At 67.3% G+C, this 22655-nt stretch carries 24 protein-coding genes and 1 pseudogene; 14 read left to right on the forward strand and 11 right to left on the reverse strand.

Annotation, left to right across the window (positions count from 1 at the left end):
- Positions 1-139: 139 nt before the first annotated feature.
- Genes rimI through pssA form a run of 3 tightly spaced genes read right to left on the reverse strand, consistent with a single transcriptional unit; the run spans position 140 to position 1916 of the window.
- Positions 140-637: a ribosomal protein S18-alanine N-acetyltransferase gene (gene rimI / locus AC1DCJ_RS03910; protein WP_038690590.1), complete on the reverse strand. Its 498-nt coding sequence runs from the start codon at positions 635-637 to the stop codon at positions 140-142.
- Complete coding sequence (locus AC1DCJ_RS03915) at positions 634-1140, reverse strand: hypothetical protein (RefSeq protein WP_478070168.1); 507 nt, start codon at positions 1138-1140, stop codon at positions 634-636. Before AC1DCJ_RS03915 ends, rimI begins: the two co-directional genes overlap by 4 nt.
- Complete coding sequence (pssA, locus tag AC1DCJ_RS03920; RefSeq protein ID WP_038690594.1) at positions 1137-1916, reverse strand: CDP-diacylglycerol--serine O-phosphatidyltransferase; 780 nt, start codon at positions 1914-1916, stop codon at positions 1137-1139. Before pssA ends, AC1DCJ_RS03915 begins: the two co-directional genes overlap by 4 nt.
- Positions 1917-2077: 161 nt before the next feature.
- On the opposite strand from pssA, the gene AC1DCJ_RS03925 reads away from it, so the two are divergent.
- The 3 genes and pseudogenes from AC1DCJ_RS03925 to AC1DCJ_RS03935 all read left to right on the forward strand — a co-directional run.
- Positions 2078-2464, forward strand: a complete 387-nt coding sequence (locus tag AC1DCJ_RS03925; RefSeq protein WP_478070169.1) for a DUF4124 domain-containing protein — start codon at positions 2078-2080, stop codon at positions 2462-2464.
- 116 nt (positions 2465-2580) lie between these two features.
- The gene (locus AC1DCJ_RS03930) at positions 2581-4272 is read left to right on the forward strand and encodes a proline--tRNA ligase (protein ID WP_478070170.1); all 1692 of its coding nucleotides are present in this window, start codon (positions 2581-2583) and stop codon (positions 4270-4272) included.
- Positions 4273-4439: 167 nt separating this feature from the next.
- Positions 4440-4811, forward strand: a pseudogene (locus AC1DCJ_RS03935) (H-NS histone family protein); the annotation flags it as partial.
- Between the two features lie 569 nt (positions 4812-5380).
- Here AC1DCJ_RS03935 and AC1DCJ_RS03940 read toward each other — a convergent pair.
- Positions 5381-6640: a threonine/serine exporter family protein gene (locus AC1DCJ_RS03940; RefSeq protein WP_038690601.1), complete on the reverse strand. Its 1260-nt coding sequence runs from the start codon at positions 6638-6640 to the stop codon at positions 5381-5383.
- Positions 6641-6741: 101 nt separating this feature from the next.
- On the opposite strand from AC1DCJ_RS03940, the gene AC1DCJ_RS03945 reads away from it, so the two are divergent.
- The 4 genes from AC1DCJ_RS03945 to AC1DCJ_RS03960 are packed head-to-tail and all read left to right on the forward strand — an operon-like array spanning position 6742 to position 10290.
- On the forward strand, positions 6742-7854 hold the full coding sequence (locus AC1DCJ_RS03945) for an ABC transporter permease (protein ID WP_137191103.1): 1113 nt from the start codon (positions 6742-6744) through the stop codon (positions 7852-7854).
- Positions 7855-7858: 4 nt separating this feature from the next.
- Positions 7859-8689: an ABC transporter ATP-binding protein gene (locus AC1DCJ_RS03950; RefSeq protein WP_038690605.1), complete on the forward strand. Its 831-nt coding sequence runs from the start codon at positions 7859-7861 to the stop codon at positions 8687-8689.
- Between the two features lie 3 nt (positions 8690-8692).
- Positions 8693-9619 (forward strand): MlaD family protein, encoded by a 927-nt coding sequence (locus AC1DCJ_RS03955; RefSeq protein ID WP_038690607.1) that lies wholly within the window; start codon positions 8693-8695, stop codon positions 9617-9619.
- Entirely contained in the window at positions 9616-10290 is a 675-nt protein-coding gene (locus AC1DCJ_RS03960) for an ABC-type transport auxiliary lipoprotein family protein (RefSeq protein ID WP_478070171.1), read from the forward strand. The genes AC1DCJ_RS03955 and AC1DCJ_RS03960 overlap by 4 nt, the downstream gene beginning before the upstream one ends.
- Here the strand turns inward: AC1DCJ_RS03960 and AC1DCJ_RS03965 are convergent.
- The 7 genes from AC1DCJ_RS03965 to rfbB all read right to left on the reverse strand — a co-directional run bounded on the left by AC1DCJ_RS03965 (position 10253) and on the right by rfbB (position 15771).
- Positions 10253-10843 (reverse strand): alpha-ketoglutarate-dependent dioxygenase AlkB family protein, encoded by a 591-nt coding sequence (locus AC1DCJ_RS03965; RefSeq protein ID WP_478070172.1) that lies wholly within the window; start codon positions 10841-10843, stop codon positions 10253-10255. The two genes, AC1DCJ_RS03960 and AC1DCJ_RS03965, sit on opposite strands and share 38 nt — an antisense overlap.
- Before the next feature lie 56 nt (positions 10844-10899).
- On the reverse strand, positions 10900-11532 hold the full coding sequence (locus tag AC1DCJ_RS03970) for a CoA transferase subunit B (RefSeq protein ID WP_478070173.1): 633 nt from the start codon (positions 11530-11532) through the stop codon (positions 10900-10902).
- Position 11533: 1 nt separating this feature from the next.
- The gene (locus AC1DCJ_RS03975) at positions 11534-12268 is read right to left on the reverse strand and encodes a CoA transferase subunit A (protein ID WP_137191108.1); all 735 of its coding nucleotides are present in this window, start codon (positions 12266-12268) and stop codon (positions 11534-11536) included.
- 77 nt (positions 12269-12345) lie between these two features.
- Entirely contained in the window at positions 12346-13245 is a 900-nt protein-coding gene (gene rfbD / locus AC1DCJ_RS03980; protein ID WP_478070174.1) for a dTDP-4-dehydrorhamnose reductase, read from the reverse strand.
- Positions 13242-13799 carry a dTDP-4-dehydrorhamnose 3,5-epimerase gene (rfbC, locus tag AC1DCJ_RS03985; protein ID WP_159495672.1) on the reverse strand — a complete coding sequence of 186 codons (558 nt, stop codon included), beginning with the start codon at positions 13797-13799 and terminating at the stop codon, positions 13242-13244. The genes rfbD and rfbC overlap by 4 nt, the downstream gene beginning before the upstream one ends.
- Positions 13796-14683 carry a glucose-1-phosphate thymidylyltransferase RfbA gene (rfbA, locus tag AC1DCJ_RS03990; protein WP_159495671.1) on the reverse strand — a complete coding sequence of 296 codons (888 nt, stop codon included), beginning with the start codon at positions 14681-14683 and terminating at the stop codon, positions 13796-13798. Before rfbA ends, rfbC begins: the two co-directional genes overlap by 4 nt.
- Before the next feature lie 32 nt (positions 14684-14715).
- Positions 14716-15771, reverse strand: coding sequence for a dTDP-glucose 4,6-dehydratase (gene rfbB / locus AC1DCJ_RS03995; RefSeq protein ID WP_448135226.1), 1056 nt, complete (start codon positions 15769-15771; stop codon positions 14716-14718).
- A gap of 287 nt (positions 15772-16058) precedes the next feature.
- Between rfbB and AC1DCJ_RS04000 the strand changes: the two genes are divergently transcribed.
- From AC1DCJ_RS04000 to AC1DCJ_RS04030, 7 genes are all read left to right on the forward strand, one after another.
- Entirely contained in the window at positions 16059-16805 is a 747-nt protein-coding gene (locus tag AC1DCJ_RS04000) for an electron transfer flavoprotein subunit beta/FixA family protein (protein ID WP_121042567.1), read from the forward strand.
- Positions 16805-17743 carry an electron transfer flavoprotein subunit alpha/FixB family protein gene (locus AC1DCJ_RS04005; RefSeq protein WP_038690631.1) on the forward strand — a complete coding sequence of 313 codons (939 nt, stop codon included), beginning with the start codon at positions 16805-16807 and terminating at the stop codon, positions 17741-17743. The genes AC1DCJ_RS04000 and AC1DCJ_RS04005 overlap by 1 nt, the downstream gene beginning before the upstream one ends.
- Before the next feature lie 60 nt (positions 17744-17803).
- Positions 17804-18757 carry a glycosyltransferase family 2 protein gene (locus AC1DCJ_RS04010; protein ID WP_236546164.1) on the forward strand — a complete coding sequence of 318 codons (954 nt, stop codon included), beginning with the start codon at positions 17804-17806 and terminating at the stop codon, positions 18755-18757.
- The gene (locus AC1DCJ_RS04015; RefSeq protein ID WP_478070175.1) at positions 18754-19515 is read left to right on the forward strand and encodes an N-acetyltransferase family protein; all 762 of its coding nucleotides are present in this window, start codon (positions 18754-18756) and stop codon (positions 19513-19515) included. The genes AC1DCJ_RS04010 and AC1DCJ_RS04015 overlap by 4 nt, the downstream gene beginning before the upstream one ends.
- Positions 19516-19567: 52 nt before the next feature.
- The gene (locus tag AC1DCJ_RS04020) at positions 19568-19954 is read left to right on the forward strand and encodes an EamA family transporter (protein WP_478070266.1); all 387 of its coding nucleotides are present in this window, start codon (positions 19568-19570) and stop codon (positions 19952-19954) included.
- 30 nt (positions 19955-19984) lie between these two features.
- The gene (gene rffA / locus AC1DCJ_RS04025) at positions 19985-21121 is read left to right on the forward strand and encodes a dTDP-4-amino-4,6-dideoxygalactose transaminase (RefSeq protein WP_478070176.1); all 1137 of its coding nucleotides are present in this window, start codon (positions 19985-19987) and stop codon (positions 21119-21121) included.
- A gap of 166 nt (positions 21122-21287) precedes the next feature.
- Positions 21288-22649: a phosphohexomutase domain-containing protein gene (locus AC1DCJ_RS04030; RefSeq protein WP_141058482.1), complete on the forward strand. Its 1362-nt coding sequence runs from the start codon at positions 21288-21290 to the stop codon at positions 22647-22649.
- The last annotated feature ends 6 nt before the right edge of the window (positions 22650-22655 follow it).

Consider the following 22655-nt stretch of genomic DNA (forward strand, 5'->3'; position numbering starts at 1 on the left):
CCGGACGATGCGTGCAGCCGACCAACGGTCGGCTCTACCGCCGGACGATGCGTGCAGCCGACCAACGGTCGGCTCTACGAGGGTCGGTAGAGCCGACCGTTGGTCGGCTGCCTTGCGCCGTTATGGTCGGGTCGCGCCGTTACAACGGCGGCATGGTCTGGATGTCGTCGTCCACCAGCTCCATCGCCATCACCAGGGCGTCCTCGCGCCCCTCCCGGGCCGGGTAGTAGCGCGGGCGGCGGCCGATCTCGTTGAAGCCTTCGCTGTGGTACAGCGCCACCGCCGGCGTGTTGGACGGGCGCACTTCCAGGAACACGCGCTGGGCGCCATGGTCGCGTGCCAGCTGCACCAGCGCGCGGAACAGAAACCGGCCCAGCCCGCGCGACTGGGTCTGGGGATCCACGCACACGTTCAAGACGTGGGCTTCGTCGGCCGCGATGCTGAGCACACCGTAGCCGACCAGGACGCCGTCATCTTCCAGCGCCAGCGCCGGGTAGCCCGCACGCAGGCAGTCCACGAAAATGCCGCGCGTCCACGGGAACGGGTAGCCGCGCAGTTCGATCGGCATCAGGGTGTCGATATCGCTTTCGCGCAGCGCGCGCAACGCCAGTGGGCGCGGTGAACTGACCGCGCTCACGGCCGGCCCCGCTTGCGCAGGGCCCGCAGTTGCGGCCACAGCGCGCGCTTGGCGGCGGCATTGCCGCGCAGGTCGTCCAGGTTCCACCCGGCCATCAACGCCTGCGTCTCCGGCTCGGCGGGATTGCAGCCGGAGGCCCGCAGCAGGGCGATCTGCAGGCGGTCGGGCATGCGCACGGCCGGGCGGCGCCCGGTGCTGCGTTCGCGCGTCGCTGCCGGGGCCTGCGTTGCACTGCCATTGCCCGCGGCGGCCGGTGCATCGATGCTGGTCGGCGCAGTGCGCCGCGGCGGTGGCGCAGCCTGCGCCGGGGTGTCTGCCGCCGATGCGGACGCGGGCGGCGCCACGGTGCGCTCGGCCGGCGCCGCATGGGCGGCTACACTCAGCGTGATCGGTGCCGGGGCGACCTCGTCGATCTGCCCGTCCACGAACACCGTGTAGCCCATCGCCTGCAGCCACGACTGCTGCGCCGGCGACCACAGCGGCGGCAGGCCGGCCTCGCTCACGCGCGCGGCTCAGCCGTCTTGCGGGCGCGCTGCCACAGCCAGTAGAACGGGCCGGACAGGGCGTACACGATGCCAACCGCAAACAGCACGCGCGGCAGGTCGATGACCATGATGGCAATGGCGATGGGCACCAGCGCCAGGGCCAGGAAGGGGACGCGATCGGCGCGCGGGCCGCGTTCGCCGCTGCCCTTGAAGCTCCAGAAGCGGATCCGGCTGACCATCAGCAACGCCGCCACCAGGGTCACGCCCAACGACACGTAGCGCAGCTGATTGCCATCCCAGCCCAGGTTGCCATCGGCGAAGGCCCAGACGAAGGACATCATCAGCCCGGCGGCGGCCGGGCTGGCCAGGCCGACAAACCAGCGCTTGTCGACCACGGTGACCTGGGTATTGAAGCGGGCCAGGCGCAGCGCGGCGCAGGCCGCATACAGGAAGGCGACCGCCCAGCCGACCCGGCCCCAGACCGGGTCATCGAATTTCAGCCACGACAGCGACCAGTGGTACATCACCAGCGCCGGGGCCATGCCGAAGCTGACCAGGTCGGCCAGCGAGTCGTACTGCACGCCGAATTCGCTGCTGGTCCCGGTGAGCCGGGCCACGCGGCCGTCCAGGCCGTCCATGACCGCGGCCACGAACACGGCAATGGCCGCGTTGACGAAGTCGCCGTTGGCCGCGGCGATGATCGCGTAGAAGCCGGCGAACAGGCCTGCGGTGGTGAACAGGTTGGGCAGCAGGTAGATACTGCGGGAGCGCGGCGGGGGTTTCATCTGATCCATACCGGCCAGTTTAGTGGGTGTGGTGGCCTTTGGGGCAGCCCGGTGCTCTCGGGGTCGGGGAGACCGTTGCCGGTACCCACCGGCCCGCCGGTCGCCCACGGCTTGCCAGCGCCGGGCCGGGGTGCTGCAATCGGCGCCTTGCCTTGATGCCCGGAGTTGCCATGCGTGCCCTGCCCTCGCTGTGCTGCCTGCTGCTGCTCGCCAGCGCCTCGGCCCAGGCCGGTACCGTCTATAAGTGGAAGGACGCCAACGGCGTGACCCAGTATTCGGAAAAGCCCCCGGCCGGGCAGGCGTTCGAAGCGCGCAAGGTGCAGAATCCCTCGCCAGCCACCCGGCCAGCCGCCGCGGCCGCCGCCCCGGCCGAGTCCAGCGAGTGCACCACCGCGCGCGGCAACCTCACGCTGCTCAACGGCCAGGGCGTGGTGATGCAGGACACCAATGGCGACGGCAAGGCCGACACCGCCTTGACCGACCCGCAGCGCGCCGCCCAGAAGACCTTGGCCGAGGCCGCGATCCAGGCGTATTGCAAGCCGGCCACCGGCACCTGACCGGCCGGCTGGCGGCTGCCGGCAACAGGCGGTTGCGCCCACGGCCAGGGCCGTGATGGGCAGGGCGGCGGCCGGGCTGGCAGAATATCGGCTTCTGCCGTTCAGCGAAGCCGACGATGCGCCTTTCCCAGTTCCACCTGCACACCACCAAGGAAACCCCCAGTGACGCGGAGCTCACCAGCCACCGCTTGATGCTGCGCGCGGGCATGATCCGCAAGCTGGCCTCGGGGTTGTACACCTGGTCGCCGCTGGGCCTGCGCGTGCTGCGCAAGGTCGAGCGCATCGTGCGCGAGGAAATGGAGCGCGCCGGCGCGGTGGAATTCCAGATTCCGACCATCCAGCCCAAGGAACTGTGGGAAACCACCGGGCGCTGGGAAAAGTTCGGTCCGCAGCTGCTGAAGATCAAGGATCGCAAGGACCAGGTGTTCTGCTACAGCCCCACCGCCGAAGAGGCCGCGGCCGACTTCGCGCGCCAGGAGCTGTCCAGCTACAAGCAGCTGCCGGTCAACTTCTTCCAGATCCAGACCAAGTTCCGCGACGAGATCCGCCCGCGCTTCGGCGTGATGCGTTCGCGCGAGTTCCTGATGAAGGACGCCTACTCTTTCCACCTGCACGATGACTGCCTGGTGCGCGAGTACGAGAACATGAAGGCGGCCTACAGCCGCATCTTCACCCGCCTGGGCCTGGATTTCCGCATGGTGCAGGCCGATTCCGGCGCGATCGGCGGCGACGCCTCGCAGGAATTCCACGTGATCGCCGATTCCGGCGAAGACGCGCTGGTGTTCTCCACCGGCTCGGACTACGCGGCCAACATGGAAGCGGCCGTGGCCGCCGCCCCGGGCGCCCGCGCCGCGGCCAGCGAGGCGATGCGCAAGGTAGAAACGCCGACCCAGAAGACCTGCGAAGCGGTGGCCGAGCTGCTGGGCCTGGGCCTGGAGCGCACCGTGAAGTCGATCGCGCTGATGACCGAAGCCGGGTTCGTGCTGGCGCTGGTGCGTGGCGACCACGAGGTCAATGAGATCAAGCTGGGCAAGGTGGAGGGTCTGCAGGGTCACCGCATGGCCGGCGAAGCGGAAATCACCGCGCACCTGGGCAGCGAGCCGGGCTTCCTGGGCCCGCTGAACCCGGTCAAGCCGATCCGCATCGTGGCCGACCGCGACGTGGCGGCGATGGCCGACTTCGTGATCGGCGCCAACGAGGCCGGTTTCCATGTTGCCGGGGTGAACTGGGGCCGCGACCTGCCCGAGCCGGACGTGGCCGATATCCGCAATGCGAAGGCCGGCGACCGCGCCACCGACGGTGGTGAGCTGAAGATCGCGCGCGGTATCGAAGTGGGCCATGTGTTCCAGCTGGGCCGCCAGTACGCGCAGGCGCTGAAGGCCACGGTGCTGGATGAGAACGGCAAGGCGGCGGTGATGGCGATGGGCTGCTACGGCATCGGCATTTCGCGCATCGTGGCGGCGGCGATCGAGCAGAACCACGACGAGGCCGGGATTATCTGGCCGGCGGCAATGGCGCCGTGGCAGGTGGTGGTCTGCGTGATCAACCCGAAGCAGGACGAGGCAGTGGCCACCGCGGCGGCCGAGCTGCTGGCGCAGCTGCAGGCGGCGGGGCTGGACGCGGCGCTGGACGACCGGGGTCTGCGCCCGGGCCAGATGTTTGCCGATATGGAGTTGATCGGTGTGCCGCACCGGGTGGTGGTGTCCGAGCGCGGGCTGGCCGCCGGGACCTACGAGTACCGGTCGCGCAGCGCGAGCGAGGCCGAGAGCCTGGACCGCGAGACGCTGCTGGCCCGCCTGGCAGGCTGACCGGAACAGGGTGTCGAAGAAAGCCGGGTGGAATATCCCGGCTTTTCTTTTGCGCGTTCCGATTGAATATCCGGGTTAACTCTGTGCAGCACCCGATGGGATATGTATGCTGTCGCCGACGCCAAGGACTGGCCCACCCCGTCCTTAAATAGATTCCGGAGTAGTTGATGAGCATTGACCTGAGTGGCCTGTCCGCCAAAGAGCTGGGCGCCCTGATCAAGAACGCGAAGAAGCAGCAGACCATCGTGGCCAAGCGCCCGGCGGTGACCAAGGTGCGCGCGCAGCTGACCAAGCTGGCGAAGGCGCACGGGTATTCGATCGAAGAAGTGTTCGGCGGCGTGGCCCCGGCCCGCGGCCGTGCAGCGAAGGCCACCAAGGCCCCGGCCAAGAAGGCCGTGCGCAAGCTGGGCAAGGTTGCCCCGAAGTACCGCAACCCGGCCAACCCGAAGGAAACCTGGACCGGCCGCGGCAAGCAGCCGCGCTGGCTGGCCGCGCTGACGACCAAGGGCAAGAAGGTCGAAGAGTTCCTGATCAAGAAGTAATCGATTCTGGTTTCATCAGAAACCGAATCTCAAAACGCCGGCGAAAGCCGGCGTTTTTTGTGTCTGTGTTCTTATGTCGCTGGCGGTTCTGCGGAGTACGCCAAATGCCAGAGCAACAGCTGCAACGCCGTGTGCGTGCTTTCCCTGGCTGGTCGGGTACGGGTGGGTTGGCGGGACACGCCGTGAATCCATCCCTGGAGGCTCGTGGGCGCCATCCATGGCGCCCAACGGTCCCGCCAACCCACCCGTACCCGCCCTCTGACAGTGTTTCGGTACCCAACGAAAAAGCGAAAAGCGGTTATCGGCCGAAGCGGCTTCCGCTCTTGCTTGATTATGGCCACCAGCAAACTGTCGAGGGTCGGGGGGTGTGGGTTCCCGGGACCCTGAGGCGCATGGATGCGCCGACGGAGCCTACACGGACGTACTTGCGGCGTGTCCCGGGAACCCACACCCCCCGGCCCAGCACGATGCAGGAGGTTACAAGGTCTTGGTCTTGGTCTTGGTCTTGGTCTTGGTCTTGATTTGGATCTGGATTTGGATCTGGATCTGGATCTTGATCCGAACGCTCAAAGATTCTTCCGCGCCGGCACCAGCAGGTTGCCAAACAGCAGCCCGGCCACCAGCGCCATCACCACATTGAGCACCGTCATCAGCACCGTCTGGCCCGCGCTCATATCCTGCTGCTGCACCAGCGTCAGCACCCCGCGCAGACTCGTACTGCCCGGCACCAGCATGATGATCCCCGGCAACCGGATGATCGCGCCCGGCCGTTGCACCCACCGACCGAACAGATTGCCTGCCGCCGTCATCACCATCGCCGACATGAAGATACCCGCCGGCAACCCCCATGCCTGCCCGGCGAATTTCGAAATCGCATAACCGGCCACAGAGGCCGCCATCACCCACGGATAATCTCGCCGATTCGCCTTGAACAGCATCGCGAACGCGAACGCCGCCACCAACAGCGCGCTCCATTCCACCCAGTCAGCCTGCGGCCGCGATGCCCGCACCTGCGGGTCCAGCCCGATGATCCCCGACAGCGTCACCGCGATCACCGCGCCTACCGTCAGTTTCAGAATCGTCGTGATCGCACCGGCAAACCGCGCCGTCCCCGAAACCCAATGCTGACTCGCCAGCTCGTTTACCGCATTGGTCAACGACATCCCCGGCAGCATCACCACCAGCGACGCGATGATCACCGTATTGAGATTCAACGGCCCCAGGAACGACGCCACCAGCGCCGCCACCGTACCGGCCAGCAGCGCCGCCAACGCCTCGCTTGCCTCCCGGCTGGCCGGCCGGCGGTCGGTGTACAGCGTCATCAGCCCGATCAACAACCCGATCATCCCCGCCGTCGCGATATCCAGCCACGGCAGCTTCCACAAGCCGGCCACGCCCGCCGCCCCCAGGCTGTAGGACAGAATCATCCGGATTTTGCCCCGCCGGCCCGGATCCTTGTCCAACTGCCGCAGCGCCGTGTGACCCTGCGCGATGCTCATCGTGCCGTTGGCCACCGCATCGGTGATCTGGTCGGCGATGCTCAGTTTATGCAGGTCGTTCTCGCCCGGCGCCAGCCGGATCACCCGCGTGATGTCCGACGAACCGATCGCCTTGGTCGGGTCGCTGAAACTCAGGATCAGCCCGGTCGGGTTCGACCACGGCTCGCAATCCAGGTCCAGCCGCTGCGCCAGCGCGACCACTGCCGCCTCCAGCCGCTGCGCCGTCGTGCCATAGCTGTGCAGGCGCCCGGCCATTTCCGATACGAATGCCACGCGCTGCGCGTAGGTGGCCTGGGGGGTAACGATGGTGGCGGTATCGGCGGACATGTTTCGTAGTATTACCCGAAGCCTGCCCGGCTGAACATTCATGTTGCCTGCCACACACTTGCCGTCTACACGGACAAGGTATGCTGCGCGGCAGGACGCCCATGACGCACACACAAGCCCCCCATCTCGAACAGGATGCGCAGGACCCCGGCCTGGTCCGGTTGTCCGGCCACTGGACCCTGCATACCGCGCTGGCCGCGGCCGAAGTGCTGCGCGGTATTCCCGACACGCTCACCGGCATCGACGCCAGCGGCATCACCGTGCTCGACTCGGCCGGCGTGCTGCAGGTCCTGCGCGTGGCGCGGCGTGCCGACCTGGGCGAAGACGCCCTGGCCTTCCGCGAAGAACACCGCGCGCTGGTGTGCACCATCGAAGAAGTCGCCGACGACCGCCCCCGCCCCAAGCGTGATTTCGGCGTCCTGGCCGCGCTCGAACGCCTGGGCGTCAGCGTGCACGGCATGGGCCACAACATCGTGGCCCTGGCCAGTTTCCTCGGCGAGAACCTGGTCAAGGGCGCGCGCCTGGTCAAGGAACCGCGCCGTTTCCGGCTCACCGCCACCGTGGCCCAGATGGAACAGGTCGGGCTCGATGCCGTCCCGTTGGTGGCCCTGCTGTCCTATCTCGTGGGCGCGGTGATCGCCTTCCTCGGCTCGACCATCCTGCGCGACTTCGGCGCGGAGATTTACGTGGTCGAGCTGGTCAGCATCGCCTTCCTGCGCGAATTTGCCGTACTGCTCACCGCCATCGTGCTGGCCGGCCGCACCGCCAGCGCCTTCACCGCGCAGATCGGCGCGATGAAGGCACGCGAAGAAATCGATGCGATGAAAACCCTCGGCCTGGACCCGATCGACCTGCTGGTGCTGCCGCGACTGGTCGCGCTGCTGATCACCCTGCCGCTGCTGACCTTCATCGCGATGATGGCCGGGCTTGCCGGTGGCGTCACCGTGGGCGCGTTCGATCTCGGCATCCCGCCGCAGATGTATATCGCGCGCATGTACGAGACCATGGAAGTACGCAACATGCTGGTGGGCTTGTCCAAGGCGCCCGTGTTCGCGCTGGTGATCGGCCTGATCGGCTGCCTGGAAGGCCTCAAGGTGGAAGGCACCGCGCAGTCGGTCGGTGAGCGCACCACCTCCAGCGTGGTCCAGGCCATTTCGCTGGTGATCATCCTCGACGCGTTCGCCGCGCTGTGGTTCATGAAGATGGGCTGGTAACCGGATGACCCTCGACACCGCCCCTGCCGCCGACCACAGCGCGCCCGCCAGCGCCGATCCCGACCTGGTGATCCGCGTGCGTGGGCTGGTCAATCGCTTCGGTGCGCAGCTGGTGCACGACGGCGTCGACCTGGACGTGCGTCGCGGCGAAATCCTGGGCGTGGTGGGCGGCTCGGGCACCGGCAAGTCGGTGCTGATGCGCAGCATCCTCGGCCTGCGCGAGCCCGACGATGGCCAGATCGAGGTACTGGGCGTGGATGCACGCTCCAGCGACCCGGCCAGTCGCCTGCACATCGAACGCAATACCGGCGTGCTGTTCCAGGACGGTGCGCTGTTTTCGTCGCTGACCGTGGGCGAGAACGTGCAGGTGCCGCTGAAGGAACACCACCGCGAACTGCCCGAGCGCTGGCACTACGAACTGGCCCTGCTCAAGGTGAAGCTGGCCGGGCTGCCGGCCGATGCGATCAACAAGCTGCCCTCGCAGTTGTCCGGCGGCATGCGCAAGCGCGCCGGCCTGGCCCGTGCGCTGGCGCTGGATCCGCCACTGCTGTTCCTGGACGAACCCACCGCCGGGCTGGACCCGATCGGCGCGGCCGCCTTCGACCGGCTCATCAAGACCCTGCAGGAAGCGCTGGGCCTGACCGTCTTCCTGATCACACACGATCTGGACACGCTGTATGCCATCTGTGACCGGGTGGCGGTGCTGGCCGACAAGAAGGTCATCGCCAACGCACCGCTGCACGAGATCGAACAGCTGGACCACCCGTGGATCCAGGAGTATTTCCACGGACCACGCGCCCGCGCGGCGCGAAGCGCAAAGAACGAGATCGAGTAAGCCATGGAAACCAAAGCCAATTACGTCCTGATCGGCGCCTTCACCCTGGTGGTGGGACTGGCGCTGCTGGCCTTCGGCCTGTGGGCGGCCAAGTACTCCTCCGACCGCACCTGGACCGAGTACCGGGTGGTCTTCCGCGAGGCCGTCACCGGCCTGACGGTAGGCAGCCCGGTGCAGTACAACGGCATCGCGGTCGGCTCGATCACCGAACTGAACCTGGTGCCGGATGACCCGCGCCAGGTGGTGGCGCGCATCCGCCTGAACTCCAACACCCCGATCAAGACCGACACCCGCGCCAAGCTGGCCATCACCAGCCTGACCGGCCCGTCGATCATCCAGCTCAGCGGTGGCACCCCGCAGGCCGCTGCGCTGACCGCGGTCAACAAGGACCCGGCGCCGATCATTCCGACCACGCCCTCGGCGCTGCAGAACATCACCGACGTGGCCAACCGCATCGTCGAGCGCATGGACCAGGTGCTGAGCGACCGCAACGTGGCCAGCATCAACGCCACCCTGGCCAACCTGGAAACCATCAGCGGCGGCCTGGCCGACCGCGACCAGGGCACCCAGGCGCTGCTGCTCAGCGCGCGCGACGCCGCGCGCAGCCTGGATGTGACTCTCAAGAGCACCAACGGCACCATCCAGCGCCTGGACAAGAACCTGGTGCAGCAGTTGCCGCCGATCCTGGACAAGCTGGAAACCACCCTGAGCAAGCTGGATTCGGCCGCCGGCAATGCCGATTCGATCCTCGGCGAGAACCGTGCGGCGATCAACAGCTTCGCCAACGATGGCCTGGCCCAGCTTGGCCCGACCCTGACCGAGCTGCGCGGGCTGATCCGCGACCTGCGCCGGGTCAGCGACCGCCTCGACAACAACCCGGCACGCTATCTGCTGGGCCGTGACGCGCCCAAGGAGTTCGAACCCAAATGAGCCGCCCGACTCTCACCCGGATCCTGTTGCCGGCGGCGATGCTCGCCCTGCTGGGCGGCTGCTCGCTGCTGGGCAGCAACGAACGCAGCGCGGTCACCATCTATTCCCCGGTCGTGCGCATCCAGGCCGACCCCAGCTGGCCCAAGGTCGACTGGCAGCTGGTGCTGGTGAAGCCCAGCGCCGCACGCGTGGTCGACAGCCCGCGCATCAACGTGCGCCCCTCCCCCTCCGAGCTGGAGGTGTACAAGGGCGTGAGCTGGGCGCAGCCGGCCACCGACATGCTGGATGACGCCCTGGTGCGCGGCTTCGAGGATTCCGGCCGCATCCAAGGGGTGGCCCGCGCCACCACCGGCATCCGCGCCGACTACAAGCTGGCGCTGGATGTGCGCCGCTTCGAGGCCGACTACCGCGGCCAGACCACGCCCACCGCGCTGATCGAAGTGAACGCCAAGCTGATCCACGTGGTGGACCAGCGCGTGGTTGCCGACCGCACCTTCCGCCAGGAGCAGCCGGTGCCCAGCACCGCCACCGCCGATGTCGCCCGCGCGTTCGAGCAGGGCCTGCAGGCGACCACGTCCGAGGTGGTGGGCTGGACGCTGGTGAGCGGCCAGGCCGATTACCAGCAGGCGCAGGTCACGCCGACCCGGCTGCGTCAATCCAGCGGAAAGTAAGGTTGATGCGCTCGGCCAGCGGCCGGGTGCTTTTCGGCAGCGCGTGCTGGTAATGGCGCTGGGTGGCGCCGCCCATCAGCAGCAGGTCGCCATGGCCCAGCACCACTTCGGCCTTCTTTGCATGGTCGTCGCGACGGCGCAGCGCGAAGCGGCGTTCGGCACCCAGGCTCACTGAGGCGATCAGCGGTGCCGGACCCAGCTCGGGTTCGTTGTCGCTGTGCCAGCCCATGCCGTCGTCACCGTCGCGGTAGCGATTGAGCAGCACGCTGTTGAAGTCCCTCCCGCAGAACGCCGCCAGTCGCTCGCGCAGCGGCAGCAACGCCGGGTGCCACGGCGCGGGCACGAAGTCGGTGCCCGAATAGCGGTAGCGCGCCGCCGGGTCGCCCATCCAGCAGCTCAGCCGCGGCGAGTCCACCTGGCGGCCGAACATGCGGATGCGGTGCACCTCCCACGGCACCTGCTCGCGCAGGGTGCGCTGCAGGGCATCGGCATCGGCAGCCGCCAGCCAGTGGCGGTGCCAGCGTACGTCGGCGTCGCGCAGATGCAGGTCCATGCGGTCCTCGTGGGTGGCCGGAGCGCCCGCTTGCACGGGCACCCCGGCACGCCGGGTCAGGCCTGGTCGAAGGCCACGCCGGTCTTTTCCTTCAGCTCGTCGATGCCGACGCCCGGTGCGGCTTCAACCAGCACCAGGCCGGTGTCGGTCACGTCGAACACGGCCAGGTCGGTGATGATGCGGTCGACCACGCCCACGCCGGTCAGCGGCAGCGTGCACTCGGGCAGGATCTTGTGCTCGCCGTTCTTGGCGGTGTGCTCCATCAGTACCACCACGCGCTGCACGCCGGCCACCAGGTCCATCGCCCCGCCCATGCCCTTGACCATCTTGCCCGGCACCATCCAGTTGGCCAGATCACCGCTGGCGGTCACCTGCATCGCGCCCAGGATGGCCAGGTTGATGTGGCCACCGCGGATCATCGCGAAGCTGTCGTGGCTGCCGAAATAGCTGGCGCCAGCGCGCGCGGTAACGGTCTGCTTGCCGGCATTGATCAGGTCGGCATCGACCTCGGCATCGGTCGGGAACGGGCCGATACCAAGCAGGCCGTTCTCCGACTGCAGCCACACACCCACACCCTCGGGAATGTGGTTGGCCACCAGCGTCGGCAGGCCGATGCCCAGGTTGACGTAAGCGCCATCGGTGAGCTCACGCGCTGCGCGCGCGGCCATTTCATCGCGGGTCCAAGCCATCTCAGTTGCCCTCCGCGCGGACGGTGCGCTGTTCGATACGCTTTTCAGGCGTGGGGTTGTGCACGATGCGGTGCACGTAGATGCCCGGCAGATGCACCTGGTCGGGGTCGATGCTGCCCAGCGGCACCACTTCTTCAACCTCGACGATGCAGACCTTGCCGGCCATCGCGCAGGCCGGGTTGAAGTTGCGCGCGGTCTTGCGGAACACCAGGTTGCCGGCCTCGTCGGCCTTCCACGCCTTGACCAGGGCCACGTCGGCGCGCAGCGCGGTTTCCAGCACGAAGTGCTTGCCGTCGAATTCGCGGGTTTCCTTGCCTTCGGCCACCACCGTGCCGTAGCCGGTGGCGGTGAAGAAGGCCGGGATGCCGGCACCGCCGGCGCGCAGGCGCTCGGCCAGGGTGCCCTGCGGGTTGAACTCCAGCTCCAGCTCGCCGGCCAGGAACTGCCGTTCGAATTCCTTGTTCTCGCCCACGTAGGACGAAATCATCTTCTGGATCTGGCGGGTTTCCAGCAGCTGGCCCAGGCCGAAGCCATCCACGCCGGCATTGTTGGAGATCACCGTCAGGCCCTTGACCGCGCTGTCGCGCAGCGCGGCGATCAGCGCCTCGGGGATGCCGCACAGGCCGAAACCGCCCACCGCCAGCGTCTGGCCATCGGCAACCACGCCGTGCAGCGCCTCGGCGGCGCTGGCGTAGCGCTTGCTGCGCCGGCCGGCCGTATCTGGGGACTTGCTCATCTACGCCCTCACCTCGTTGATGTAAGCGGGCATTGTAGCGGGTGGGCCTGCCGTTCCCCTGCCGCGCCGCGGCACGTTCAGTGACCGCGAACGGCGTCCATCACGCTGGCCAGACCGTCCTGCCAGGCAGGCAGCTGCAACCCGGCGTCGGACTGCAGCCGGCGCACGTCCAGGCACGAGTACGCAGGCCGGCGGGCGGCGGTTGGATACTCGGCCGTGGTGATCGCCTCTACCCGCGGTGCACGCGGCAGGATGCCCCGCGCCACGGCCTCGGCAAAAATGGCCTCGGCGAACCCGTGCCAACTGGTGGCACCTGTCGCGGTCAGGTGGTACGTCCCCGACAGCGCAAGACGCTGCTGCAGGATGTGCGCGCTGACATCGGCAATCAGCGTGGCCGGCGTGGGTGTGCCGATCTGATCGGCCACCACGCGCAGCACATCGCGCTCGGCGCCAACGCGCAGCATCGTGCGCAGGAAGTTGGCACCGTGCGCGGCATACACCCATGCCGTTCGGAAGATCAGGTGGCGGCCACCGGCCGCGCGGATCGCCTGCTCGCCGGCAAGCTTGCTGGTGCCGTAGACGCCCAGGGGCGCGGTGGGATCGTCTTCGCGGTACGGGCGCGTGGCGGTGCCGTCGAACACGTAGTCGGTGGAATAGTGCAGCAGCGGCACGCCGGCTGCCGCGCACCAGCGGGCGATCACGCCGGGCGCCTCGGCGTTCGCACGCCAGGCCGCATCAGGATCTGCTTCGGCGCGGTCCACCGCGGTATACGCCGCGGCGTTGACCACCACGTCCGGACCGATCCGGTCCAGCAAGGCAGGCAACGACGCCGGATCGTCGAAGTCGGCTACCTCGCAGGGGCTGCCATCGGGCAATGCACCGCTGCGGGTGGTCGCCACCAGCGTGCCCAGCGGTGCCAGCGTACGCAGCAACGCCTGGCCAACCTGGCCATTGCCACCGAACACCAGCACGTTCACGGCAGGTAGACCGGCAGCCGCTCGGCGGGAATGTCCTGCAGAAACGGCGCCTGCTCATCCTTGGATGAAAGCGTCGGCGCACTGATCGGCCAGTCCACCGCAATGTCGGCATCGTTCCAGCGCACGCTGGCGTCGGCTTCCTTGACGTACACATCGGTGCACAGGTAATTGAACAGCGCATCGTCGGACAGGACCGCGAACCCGTGCGCGAAGCCCGGCGGAATCCACAGCTGGCGGCGGTTTTCCCCGCTCAGGATGAACGCCTCCCATCGACCGAACGTGGGCGAACCACGACGGATGTCCACGGCGACGTCGTAGACCTCGCCCTGCAGAACCGTCACCAGTTTTCCCTGTGGCCGCGGCCACTGGTAATGCAGGCCGCGCAGCACGCCCTTGCTGGACGAGGACACGTTGCTCTGCACGAAGCTGCTGGGCAGGCCCTGCGCCGCGTAGCGCTCGGCGTTCCAGGTTTCGAAGAAGAACCCACGGGCATCGCCGAACACCACCGGTTCAAGCAGGACCAGGCCCGGCAGCGAAGTCTGGATTACTTTCACGGCACAACACCGCGCTGCACCAGCTTGTGCAGGTACTGGCCGTAACCGTTCTTGATCAGCGGCGCCGCCAGTGCTTCCAGCTGCGCGGCATCGATCCAGCCCCGACCGAAGGCAATTTCCTCCGGACAGCAGACCTGCAGGCCCTGGCGGGTCTGGATGGTTTCGATGAAATTGGACGCTTCCAGCAGCGACTGGTGGGTACCGGTATCCAGCCAGGCGTACCCGCGCCCCAGGGCTTCCAGGTGCAGGCTGCCCTCGCGCAGGTAGCGCTGGTTGAGGTCGGTGATTTCCAGCTCGCCGCGGGGCGACGGCTTCAGTTCGGCGGCGTAATCGCTGGCATGGCCATCGTAGAAATACAGGCCGGTCACCGCATAGTTGGAGCGCGGTTGCGCAGGCTTCTCGACGAGATCGATGACCTTGCCGGCCGCATCGAATTCGGCCACGCCGTAGCGCTCGGGATCGTTCACCCAGTAGCCGAACACGGTGGCACCCGACGCGCGCTCGTCCGCGCTGCGCAGCAGCTGGCTCAGCCCATGGCCGTGGAAGATGTTGTCGCCCAGCACCAGGCAGCTCGGCTTGCCGTCGACGAAGTCGCGGCCGATCAGGTAGGCCTGCGCCAGCCCGTCCGGGCTCGGCTGCACGGCGTACTGGATGTTCATGCCCCACTGCGAACCATCGCCCAGCAGCGCCTGGAACAGCGCCTGCTCGTGCGGCGTGTTGATGATCAGTACATCGCGGATACCCGCCAGCATCAGCACGCTGAGCGGGTAGTAGATCATCGGCTTGTCGTACACCGGCAGCAGCTGCTTGCTGACGCCTTTGGTGATCGGGTACAGGCGCGTGCCCGAGCCGCCCGCCAGGATGATGCCCTTGCGTTGAGTCATGCGGTGTTCCTCAGTCTGTGGGGCAGTGCCACTCAAGCGGCGGTGCCGATACGCTGCAGGCGGTAGCTGCCGTCAAGCACGCCGTTCACCCAGGCCTGGTTGTCCAGGTACCAGTCGACGGTGAAGGCAATGCCCTGGTCGAAGGTGTACGTCGGTTCCCAGCCCAGCTGGTTCTTCAACTTGCTGGCGTCGATCGCATAGCGGCGGTCATGCCCCGGGCGGTCGGCCACGTGGGTTATCTGGCTGCTGCGCGGCTGACCGTCCTCGCGCGGCCGGCGGGCATCGAGCAGCGCGCAGATCGCGTGCACCACTTCGATGTTTTCCTTCTCCGCGTTGCCGCCGACGTTGTAGGTCTCGCCGACCTGGCCCTTGGCCAGCACGGTGCGGATCGCCTCGCAATGGTCGGACACGAACAGCCAGTCGCGCACCTGCTTGCCATCGCCGTACACCGGCAGCGGCTCGCCGGCCAGCGCCTTAGCGATCACCAGCGGGATCAGCTTTTCGGGGAAGTGGTACGGACCGTAGTTGTTGGAGCAGTTGGTGGTCAGCACCGGCAACCCGTAGGTGTGGTGGAACGCGCGCACCAGGTGGTCCGAGGCGGCCTTGGACGCCGAGTACGGCGAGTTGGGCGCGAACGGGGTGGTTTCGCTGAACTTGCCGGTCTCGCCCAGCGTGCCGTACACCTCGTCGGTGGACACATGCAGGAAGCGGAACGCGGCGCCCTTGTCGGCCGGCAGCGCCTTCCAGTAGTCGCGCACCGCTTCCAGCAGGGCCAGGGTACCGACCACGTTGGTCTGGATGAACGCACCGGGACCGTCGATGGAGCGGTCGACGTGGCTCTCGGCGGCGAAGTTCACCACCGCATCAGGCCGGTGTTCGGCCAGCAGGCGGGCCACCAGCGCGTGGTCGCCGATGTCGCCGTGCACGAACACGTGGTCCGGGTTGCCCTCCAGCGGGGCCAGGGTCTTCAGGTTGCCCGCGTAGGTCAGCGCATCCAGGTTGATCACCCGCACGCCCTTGGCGACGGCTTCGAGGACAAAGTTACCGCCAATGAATCCGGCACCGCCGGTGACAAGCCATGTGGGCACTACCTGTTCTCCTGTTGGATATTGGTCGGGGCGTCGCATTCACGAACCTCCGACACAGCGGAACAGGATACATCGCGCCTGTCTTCACGACTGCCTGCCGCAGGTGAACGCGGCGGTGCCACGCGCGCAGGCGTGCGGCAATGCAGCATAACCATACGCATTCGCATGGTCGACCTTCGCCAGTTAGAATCCGGGTCCCACCCCCCGAACCGGTTGCAGTCCAGGACCGGACGTTCCCCGTTACTGTGAGCCGGCCAGCGGCCGGCACTACAAGGATCGAGCAGCAGATGAAAATCCTCGTCGCGTACAAGCGCGTGGTGGACTACAACGTCCGCATTCAGGTCAAGCCGGACGGTTCCGGCGTGGTCACCGACGGCGTCAAGCTGTCGCCCAACCCCTTTGACGAAATCGCGCTGGAAGAAGCCCTGCGCCTGCGTGACAAGGGCATCGCCACCGAAGTCGTGGTCGCCACCATCGCCCCCGCCGATGCCCAGGCGCACCTGCGCAACGGCCTGGCCATGGGCGCCAATCGCGCCATCCATGTCGTGACCGACCAGGCCATCCAGCCGCTCACCGCGGCGCGCACCCTGCTCAAGCTGGTCGAGAAGGAACAGCCGGACCTGGTGATCCTGGGCAAGCAGGCCATCGACGATGATGCCAACCAGACCGGGCAGATGCTGGCCACGCTGTGGGGCCGCCCGCAGGCGACCTTCGCCAGCAAGCTGGACATTGCCGACGGCAAGGCCACGGTCACCCGTGAAGTCGACGCCGGCCTGGAAACGCTGGAAGTGGATCTGCCGGCCGTGGTCACCACCGACCTGCGCCTGAACGAGCCGCGCTTCATCAAGCTGCCCGACATCATGAAGGCCAAGGCCAAGCCACTGGAGACCCTGCAGCTGGCTGACCTCGGCGTGGACGCCGCCGATACCTTCAAGACCACCCAGTACGCCGCGCCGGTCAAGCGCAGCAAGGGCGTGATGGTCAAGGATGCGGCCGAACTGGTCGCTGCACTCAAGCAGAAGGGGTTGCTGTAATGACCAAGATCCTCGTTGTTGCCGAACACCATGACGGCAAGCTCAACGCCGCCACCGCCAAGACCGTCAGCGCCGCCGCCGCCATCAGCGGCGCCAGCATCGACGTGCTGGTGCTGGCCGCCGACCCGGCCGCCGTGGCCGCCGAGGCCGCGCAACTGGCGGGCGTAGCCAAGGTGCTGACCGTGGCCAACCCGGCCAACGCGCAGGCGCTGGCCCAGGTACTGGCGCCGCAGATCGCCGCGCTGGCCACCGGCTACACCCACGTGTTCGGCCCGTCGACCACCTTCGGCAAGGACCTGATGCCGTGCGTGGCAGCCCTGCTGGGCGTCAACCAGGTCTCGGACCTGATGACCGTCGAAGGCAGCCACAGCTTCAAGCGCCCGATCTACGCCGGCAACGCGATCATCACCGTGGAGGTCCCGGCCGACCAGATCGTCGTGGCCACCGTGCGTGCCGCGTCCTGGCCGGAAGCGGCCAAGGGCGGCAGCGCCGCGGTTGAAGCGGCGAGCGTGGAGGCGACCCTGCCGTCGCACACCCGCTTCATCGGCCTCGCCGCCGGTGCCACCGACCGTCCGGACCTGCAGAGCGCCAAGCGCGTGGTGTCCGGCGGCCGTGGCGTGGGCTCGGAAGAGAACTTCAAGGTGATCTTCCAGCTGGCCGACAAGCTCGGCGCCGCCGTGGGTGCCTCGCGCGCCGCCGTGGACGCCGGCTACGTGCCCAGCGACCTGCAGGTGGGCCAGACCGGCAAGATCATCTCCCCGGAGCTGTACGTGGCCGTCGGCATCAGCGGTGCGATCCAGCACCTGACCGGCATCAAGGACGCCGGCACCATCGTGGCGATCAACAAGGATCCGGATTCGCCGATCTTCGAGATCGCCGATATCGGCTTGGTGGGGGATCTGTTCACGCTGCTGCCGGAGCTGGAAGCGGCACTTTGATCCACACTGTCCGCTCCCTCCAGATAGGTGCCTGCCGTGATCGGCTGCGATGAAACCGCGGTGAGTGGCCTTCCGGGCACGCCCCCCGACGTGTCGGTGGTCGTGCCTGTGTACGGGTGCGCCAGTTGTCTGGAGGATCTTGCCGACCGGGTAGGCGCCAGCCTGTCCGGTGCGGGCCTGACCCACGAGCTGATTCTGGTGGACGATGACAGCCCGGACAACGCGTGGCGCCGCATCTGCGAGATCAGTTCGCGATCGGCCGCCGTGCGGGGGCTCAGGCTGTCGCGCAATTTCGGCCAGCACGCCGCCATCAGCGCCGGGTTGTCCCGCGCGCGGGGGGCGACGGTGGTGGTCATGGACTGCGATCTGCAGGACGTTCCGGAAGAGATTCCCGCGCTGCTGGCGGGCCTGGATGGCGAACACGAGATCGTGCTCGGCCAGCGCGTCGAACGCCAGGACAGTTGGCTCAAGCGCTCTGGTTCGCGCCTGTTCTACCGCACGCTTGGCTGGCTCACCGATACCCGCTATGACGCCTCGACGGCCAACTTCGGGGCGTACAGCCGGAAAGTCGTGGATGCGATGAACGGCATGCCCGAGATGGACCGGTTCCTGCCACTGATGGCACGTTGGACCGGTTTCCGTACGCGCGCCATCCCGGTGTCGCACGGACGGCGTACCGAAGGCCAGAGCGGCTACAGCCTGCGCAAGCTGATCCAGATGGCCACCCGGATCGTGCTGTCCTTCTCGGACAAGCCGCTGCGGCTGGTCATGTCCCTTGCGTTCGCACTGGCCACAGTGGGCGTGTGCATCGCGCTGTTCGCGATGCTCCGCTACCTGGCCGGTGACATCCAGGTGGCCGGCTTCACCAGCATCCTCGCCTCGGTCTGGCTGGTGGGCAGCTTCATCATGGCCAGCCTGGGCGTGGTCGGGCTTTATCTGGGCCGCATCCATTACGAGACCAAGCAGCGGCCGGCTTTCATTGTCTGGCAGGACACCTGGAAGGACGCGGCATGAATGCCGTCTCCGGCCTTGTACCGGCCGCCCTGGATTCGGCCCGTTTCGGCATCCTGGTCGAGCGCGCTGCGTTCGACGAGGACACCGCCCTGTCCACCATCGTGGCGGCGGTCGCACGCTCGGCGGCCGACCTGATCATCCTGCGCACTGCCGCAGGACGCTCGGACATCGCCACCGCGCTGCAGCAGCAGGGAGAATTCGTCATCCATGCCGACACGCTGGTCTACCACGGCATGCCATTGGCCGCCGGATCGGGCGCGTTGGCCCCCAATGTCCGTGTCGCCACGGCCGCCGACCGTGACGCGATCGCCCTGATCGCCGCGGCCAGTTTCCAGGGCTACCGCGCCCACTACGCCGCCAACCCCCTGTTGCCCCAGGACAAGGTGCACGCCGGCTACGTCGAGTGGGCCCAGAGCCGGCTGGACGACACCCCCGACCGCGCCGCCACCTGGGTGGTCACCGACGGCGGTGCCATTGCCGGGTTCGCCACCTGTGACCGGCATGGCGACACCGTCGACATCGTGCTCAATGCGGTCCACCCCGATTTCGAGCGCCGCGGCCACTATGGGCGCCTGCTCGGCCACCTGGCGCACCACTACGCGCAACAGTCGCTGCAGCGCCTGATCATCTCGACCCAGGTCTGGAACTACGGCGTACAGCGGCAATGGGCCAAGGCCGGCCTCCGGCTGTACGCTGCACTGGACACCTACCATCTGGACCGCAGGCTGGCGCGATCGAGCGCGTTGCGCCGCCCATGATGCCCCTCTTTCCGCAGGCACGTCCCGACACCGGGGCCTGCCTGCCGCCCTTATTTTCCAGGCGCCTTTCTGCATGAGCTATGTATTCATCGGCATGACCATCCTGCTGACTGCTTACGGACAACTTGTCCTGAAGTGGCAGGTGGGACTGCACGGCCATCTTCTGGCCAGCCCGATCCAACCCCTCAACCTGCTGCAGCTGCTGCTGAAGCCGTGGGTGATCTCGGCCTTCGTGGCCGCCTTCGGCGCATCGCTGTGCTGGATGGCCGCCTTGAGCCGCATGCCGCTCAGCCGTGCCTACCCGTACATGGCGATCAATTTCTTCATCGTCGCCCTGTTCGCCGCGGTGCTCTTCCGCGAACAGCTGGACGCCTACAAGATCGCCGGCACGCTGATTATCATGCTGGGCGTGGTCGTCCTGTCCCGATCCGTCGCCTGACCCGCCCCGACACCTACCCTGAGAGCCATCGTGATTCCATTCAACAAACCATTCATGACGGGTAGCGAACTGGAGCACATCGCCCAGGCACATGCCAACGGCCATCTGTCCGGCGACGGCCCGTTCACCAAACGCTGCCACGCATGGCTTGAGCAGAACACCGGCGCCGCCCGCGCCCTGCTGACCCACAGCTGCACCTCGGCCCTGGAAATGGCGGCGCTGCTGCTGGATCTGGAGGAAGGCGACGAGGTCATCATGCCGTCGTATACCTTCGTTTCCACGGCCAATGCGTTCGCGCTGCGTGGCGCCATTCCGGTGTTCGTCGACGTCCGTGCCGACACGTTGAACCTCGACGAACAGCTGGTCGAGGCGGCGATCACCCCGCGCACCAAGGCCATCTGCGTGGTGCATTACGCGGGCGTGGCCTGTGAGATGGACACGATCATGGACATCGCCGCGCGGCATGGGCTGGTGGTGGTGGAAGACGCGGCGCAGGCCATCATGTCCACCTACAAGGGACGCCCGCTGGGCACCATCGGCGAGCTGGGCGCGCTCAGCTTCCATGAAACCAAGAACATCATTTCCGGCGAAGGCGGCGCGCTGCTCTGCCGCGACAGCACCTACGCCGAACGCGCCGAGATCATCCGTGAGAAGGGCACCAACCGCAGCCGCTTCTTCCGCGGCCAGGTCGACAAGTACACCTGGGTGGACGTGGGCTCCTCGTTCCTGCCCGGTGAGATCACCGCGGCGTTCCTGACCGCGCAGATGGATGCGGCCGGGCAGATCACCGACCAGCGCCTGGCCATCTGGGACCGATACCACGCCTGGGCCGAGGCGCATGAGCGCGCAGGCACCGTGCAGCGTCCCAGCATACCGGCCGACTGCACGCACAATGCGCACATGTACTACCTGCTGCTTCCCTCGCTGGAGGTACGCACCCGCTTCATCGCCGAGCTGAAGCAGCGCGGTGTGCAGAGTGTTTTCCATTACATCCCGCTGCATTCGTCGCCGGCCGGGCTGGAACATGGCCGCTGCGGTTCGGCGATGCCGGTTACCGACGACATCAGCGCGCGTCTGGTGCGCCTGCCGCTGTGGGTGGGCGTGGAACAGCAGATGGACACGATCCTGCAGCACGCCGACGAGGCGCTGCGCGCCGCGCTGGCCTGACCCGGCCAGGGGCGGGTGGAACGGCCTGCCTGCGCCCACCCTTACGGGGCCGGGGCGCAGGCATCACGCAAGCTGAATACAGGCGAGTACGCGGGCCGGGCAGGCTGACGCGCCCTTACGGGGCCTGTCGCTATAATCGACGGTCACCCCAAAAAGGACTTCTTTGATGACGCTTCCCTGCTTCAAGGCCTATGACATCCGTGGCCGGGTGCCCGAAGAACTCAACCCGCCGCTGGCCAAGCGCATTGGTGCAGGAACCGCCACGCTGCTGGGCCCGGGCCCGGTGGTATTGGGCTACGACATCCGCCTGAGCAGCCCCGAGCTGCATCAGGCGCTGGCCGAGGGCTTCCGTGCCTCGGGCCGCGACATCATCGACATCGGGCTGTGCGGCACCGAGGAGGTCTATTTCCAGACCTTCCACCGGCAGGCCGCCGGCGGCGTGATGGTGACCGCCAGCCACAACCCGATGGACTACAACGGCATGAAGCTGGTGCGTGAGCAAGCGCGCCCGATCAGCGGCGACACCGGGTTGTTCGACGTGCGTGACTACGCCGCCGCTGACACTGCGCTGCCGGAAGGCGGCAACGGTCAGTTGCGCCAGGACACCGACAAGAGCGCCTACATCGAGCACCTGCTGGGCTATGTGGACCGCAGCGTCCTGAAGCCGCTGAAGATCGTGGTCAACGCCGGCAACGGTGGCGCCGGCCTGGTGATCGACCAGCTTGCGCCGCACCTGCCCTTCGAGTTCATCCGCATCCAGCATGAGCCCGATGGCAGTTTCCCCAACGGCATTCCCAATCCGCTGCTGCCGGAAAACCGCGCCGCCACCGCCACCGCCGTGCGCGAGCATGGTGCCGATTTCGGCATTGCCTGGGACGGTGATTTCGACCGCTGCTTCTTCTTCGACGCGAAGGGCGACTTCATCGAGGGCTACTACCTGGTGGGCCTGCTGGCCACCGCGCTGCTCAAGCGCTACCCGGGCGGCAAGATCATCCACGACCCGCGCCTGACCTGGAACACCGTGGAAATGGTGCAGCAGGCCGGTGGCGTGCCGATCATGAGCAAGACCGGCCATGCGTTCATCAAGGAGCGCATGCGCGCCGAAGACGCCATCTACGGCGGCGAGATGAGCGCGCACCATTACTTCCGGGAGTTCGCCTACTGCGATTCGGGCATGATTCCGTGGCTGCTGATCGCCGAGCTGGTATCGCAGACCGGCACGTCGCTGGGTGATCTGGTTGCCGACCGCATGCAGGCATTCCCGTGCAGCGGCGAGATCAATTTCCGCGTCGACGATGCCAAGGCCACCGTTGCCCGCGTGATGGCGCATTACGCCAGCGAGCAGCCGACCCTGGACAACACCGACGGTGTCAGCGCCGAATTCAAGGACTGGCGCTTCAACCTGCGCAGCTCCAACACCGAACCCCTGCTCCGCTTGAACGTGGAGACCCGTGGTGACGCCGCCCTGCTGCGCACCCGTACCGACGAGCTGACCGCCCTGATCGGCGGCAGCGCGGCCCAACACTGATCCAGG

The organism is Stenotrophomonas sp. 10N36, assembly GCF_056395005.1.